General features: G+C 71.9%; 5 protein-coding genes. 2 read left to right on the forward strand and 3 right to left on the reverse strand.

Annotated features, from left to right (window positions below):
- The first annotated feature begins 57 nt into the window (after positions 1–57).
- Both ACSW7Y_RS16550 and ACSW7Y_RS16555 read left to right on the forward strand, forming a co-directional pair.
- Positions 58–408, forward strand: a complete 351-nt coding sequence (locus ACSW7Y_RS16550) for a GntR family transcriptional regulator (protein WP_438127329.1) — start codon at positions 58–60, stop codon at positions 406–408.
- On the forward strand, positions 405–1,358 hold the full coding sequence (locus ACSW7Y_RS16555) for a DUF1648 domain-containing protein (RefSeq protein WP_438127330.1): 954 nt from the start codon (positions 405–407) through the stop codon (positions 1,356–1,358). Before ACSW7Y_RS16550 ends, ACSW7Y_RS16555 begins: the two co-directional genes overlap by 4 nt.
- A 96-nt stretch (positions 1,359–1,454) precedes the next feature.
- Here the strand turns inward: ACSW7Y_RS16555 and ACSW7Y_RS16560 are convergent, their stop codons facing one another.
- The 3 genes from ACSW7Y_RS16560 to ACSW7Y_RS16570 form a co-directional block, all read right to left on the reverse strand.
- Positions 1,455–2,372 (reverse strand): phosphogluconate dehydrogenase C-terminal domain-containing protein, encoded by a 918-nt coding sequence (locus ACSW7Y_RS16560; protein WP_438127331.1) that lies wholly within the window; start codon positions 2,370–2,372, stop codon positions 1,455–1,457.
- Complete coding sequence (locus tag ACSW7Y_RS16565) at positions 2,369–3,214, reverse strand: sugar phosphate isomerase/epimerase family protein (RefSeq protein ID WP_438127332.1); 846 nt, start codon at positions 3,212–3,214, stop codon at positions 2,369–2,371. Before ACSW7Y_RS16565 ends, ACSW7Y_RS16560 begins: the two co-directional genes overlap by 4 nt.
- Positions 3,211–3,672: triose-phosphate isomerase (locus ACSW7Y_RS16570; protein ID WP_438127333.1), on the reverse strand; the 462-nt coding region annotated here is incomplete at its 5' end. The genes ACSW7Y_RS16565 and ACSW7Y_RS16570, both read right to left, overlap by 4 nt.

Below are 3,672 nucleotides of genomic sequence, written 5' to 3' on the forward strand. Positions count from 1 at the left end.
GCCACGCGCCTCCAGGGCGAAGATGCGCACCTTGCATTGTTCGCATACAATGCGAACATGTTGATCACCGTCGATCCCGCTGCGCGGGTCTCGCTCGCCGATCAGGTCGCGACGCAGGTGCGCATCGCGATCGCGCGCGGCGACCTCGCGACGGGCGACCGCCTGCCGTCGGCCCGCGACCTCGCGGCGTCGATCGACGTCAACATGCACACGGTGCTCCGTGCGTACGCGCGGCTGCAGGAGGACGGGCTCATCGAGCTACGACGTGGACGTGGGGCGACCGTGCTCCGCTCCGGGAACGCCTCGTTCGACCGGCTCCGCGACCTCGTCGGTGAGCTCCGTGACCAGGCGGACGCCCTCGGGGTGCCGCTCGACGAACTGTTCACGATGCTGAAGGGGGCACGATGACGACCACACGGACGACGATCGGGACACGGCTGGCGGTGGTGGGGCCGAGCGCGGTGGCGCTCCTGGCGCTCGCCGCGACGGGAGTGCTGGTCGGCCCGCGGCTGCCTGCCCGCACCGCGACGCACTTCGGCAGTGACGGCCGCGCGGACGGCTTCGGGTCGCCGTGGCCGTTCTTCTGGATCTCCCTCACGGTGTGCCTCGCGTCGGTGGTCGCCGCCGTGGCGGTGCTCCGACTCCGCGACCGGAGCACCGCGGCGCTGCTGGTGCTCGTCGCGTCGCTGCTGGGGCCGATCTTCGCAGCGGCGTGGATTGCGACCGCGGTGGTCGCGCTCACGGGCAGCGACCGCTTCGCGTGGTGGTGGACCCTGGTCTTCATCGCGATCGGCGCTGCCGCCGCCGCGATCTCGGTCCCGCCGCTCTGGCGCGGGAGGACGGTCGCCCCGGCACAGCACGTGGATCCGCTCGACGTCACTCCGGACACCCGGGTCGCGTGGCGGTCGTCCGTCGGGAGCCCCTGGTTCGTGGTGCTCGGGCTGGTCTTCATCGCGCTCGGTGTCGGGCTTGCCGTGTGGACGGCGGCCAGGAGCAGCGGTTCGGCCGTCGTCACCGGTCTCGTGTTGCTCGTCGCCGGGGCTGCGGTGCTGGTGCTCGCACGAGTCGAGGTCACGGTCGACCGGCGCGGACTCCGCGTGACGTCGACGGGGACACGACTCCCGATCATGCGGGTACCGCTCGACCGGATCGACTCGTGCGGATGGGAGCAGGTCTCCCCCGGTCAGTGGGGCGGGTGGGGGTACCGCATCTCCGGGCGCGGGGTCGCCTACGTCGTCCGGTCGGGGCCGGGGATCGTGGTCCGGCTGCGCGGGGGCGGGGCCCGGGTCGTGACCGTCTCCGACGCGGAGCGCGGTGCGGCGGCCCTCGGCGCGTTGGTGGCGCGGTCGTCGGCCTGAGCACTCGGGAACGCTGAGCACTCGGGAACGCTGAGCACTCGGGAACGCCCCGCCGGAAGGGGGTTGGCGGGGCGTTCCGGTACGAGCGGACGCTGGTCAGCGCTTGACGGCGTCGATCTTCAGCATCTTGGCGATCACCGAGTCGAGCTCGCTGTCGTCGAAGACCTGCTTCCAGTCCTCCTTGATGAGCTTCTCGCGGCCGTAGCCCATCGCGATGTGGCACGCGTCCGAGAACGGGTTCGAGCCGCGAAGGCCGTTCGTGAGGGCGATCCAGGTGTGGCCGTAGAGCATCGCCCGCGCGGCCTCACGGGGGACGCCGACGCCCGTGACGGTCTCCTCGAGGGCGTCGTTGAGGAAGTCGCCGATCATGCAGGCGATGGTCTCGACGAGGGTCGGCTCGAGCACGGCGAGCTGCTTGACCGTGACCCAGTGGACCTGGATGACCGGGGCGTACATGGTCGTGATGACGGCTTCGGTGATCGCCTTCGCGCGGTCGCCCTCGTCGCCGAGCGACTCCGAGGCGTCGAACGCGGCGATGACCTCCTGCGGCGCCGCGATGCCGCCGAACGTGTCGTCCCACTCCTCCTTGCTGGTGCGCTCGAGGAACACCGAGGGGTGGCACGGGTGCGCGACGGCGTAGTGGACGTCCTCACGCTTCGCGAGCAGCCCGGCGTAGGCCGCGGCGGGGTCGAGGGTCAGGATGGTCGCGCCGGGCTTCATCACCGGGACGAGCTGCTCCGAGATGCTGCCGAGCAGGACGTCCGGGACCGCGAGGATGACGACGTCGGCGGCCGCCGCGGCGTCGAGGCTGTCGGTCAGCGATCGGCCGAGTGCCTGGATGCGCTCCTGGCCGGCGGGCGAGGCCTCGCTGTAGAGCGTCGTGTACTCGCTCTTCGCGAAGTTGTTCGAGACGCGGGTGCCCATCTTGCCGCCGGCACCGATCACGGCGACGGTGACGTCGGCCGTGCCGGACCCGGCAGCGACGGTGTGCGTGGTGGTGGCGGTGTCGGTCATGATTCCTTGCTCCTGATGTGGTCGATGGTGTGCTGGGTCCACTCCGCCTCGGTGCGAGTGGTGGTCTGTGCGGGAGTCTCGTCGCCGAGCGGCTCTGCCCCGGCCGCGGCGTCCTGCCACGGGAGCCAGAACTCGACGACGCGGTTGATCCCCCGGGTGTGCGGGTCGATCGCGGCGCGGACGGCGTCGTAGTCGAGGAGGCCGGTGCCCGTGCGGACGCCGGTGTACTGGAAGCCGACCCATCCGGGCGACCGGGTGAACGCGGCGTCCTTGACGTGCCAGTTCCGGACGTACGGTGCGGTCCGCGCGACGACCTCCGCGGGGCGTTCGAGCCGCGCGACGGTGTTCGCGGGGTCGAGGCAGATGCCGAGGTGGTCGGAGCCGATCGCCGCGACGACGGCGACGAGGTCCGCGGTCGCGACGACCTCGTACGTCTCCAGCGCCAGGGTCACGCCGGCTCGCTCGTACGCGGGCAGTGCGGTCCGCAGGCGTCGTTCGGTCTCGGCGACGTCGGGCTGGTCGTCGCCGCTCGTCCACATGCTCCGCACGAGCGTCGCGCCGAGCTGCTCGGCGACGTGCAGGTACCGCGCGAGGTGGTCCGGGCGGGTGCCGCGCGTGCCGACCTCGAGCGTCAACGCGAGGTCGTCGGCGAGGGTCCGGATCGCCGCGAGTCGGTCGTCCGACACGGTGTCGAGCGGCAGGTGGTCGCAGATCTGGAAGAGGTCGACGCCGTCGTAGGACGCCGCATCGCGCATCGCGTCGTCGAGCGACATCGGCGCCGGGACGCGGTCGGACATGCGCCAGGAGTAGGCGTAGGTGGAGAGGCCGAGGAGGGACGTCATGCGTGCACCCCTTGCTCCTGCTCCTGCTCCTGCTCCTGCAGCGACAGGACCTCGTCGAGGATGGTCGTGATCGCGGCCGGGTCGTGGGCGAACCGTCCGAGGAACAGTCCCCCGATCCGCCCCTGCCCGCGGGTGAGGAGCCCCGGCCCGGCACTGCCGCCGTAGATCACCGTGCTGCCGGCGAGCTCCGTCCGCGACGCGAGGTGTGCTTCGAGGCCGGCGAGGACGGCCACGATGTGTTCGTCCGGCGCGGGCGCCGGCGCGCCGATCGCCCAGACGGGCTCGTACGCGACGACCAGCGGCCCGGCGAGACCGTCCGCAGTCGCGGTGCCGAGGGACCGGTCCAGTTGCGCGGTCACCTCCGTGATCGCGTCCGCACTGGAGGCACGGTGCGGCTCCCCGACGCACACCAGCGGCCGCAGGTGGTTGCGGTACGCCGCGTGCACCTTCCCCGCCAC

This window comes from Curtobacterium flaccumfaciens (assembly GCF_051548005.1).
Taxonomy (GTDB): domain Bacteria; phylum Actinomycetota; class Actinomycetes; order Actinomycetales; family Microbacteriaceae; genus Curtobacterium.

Coding starts and splice junctions, on each gene's coding strand:
- ACSW7Y_RS16560 (WP_438127331.1), bottom strand. CDS start 2,372: ATGACCGACACCGCCACCACCACGCACACCGTCGCTGCCGGGTCCGGC.
- ACSW7Y_RS16550 (WP_438127329.1), top strand. CDS start 58: ATGTTGATCACCGTCGATCCCGCTGCGCGGGTCTCGCTCGCCGATCAG.
- ACSW7Y_RS16565 (WP_438127332.1), bottom strand. CDS start 3,214: ATGACGTCCCTCCTCGGCCTCTCCACCTACGCCTACTCCTGGCGCATG.
- ACSW7Y_RS16555 (WP_438127330.1), top strand. CDS start 405: ATGACGACCACACGGACGACGATCGGGACACGGCTGGCGGTGGTGGGG.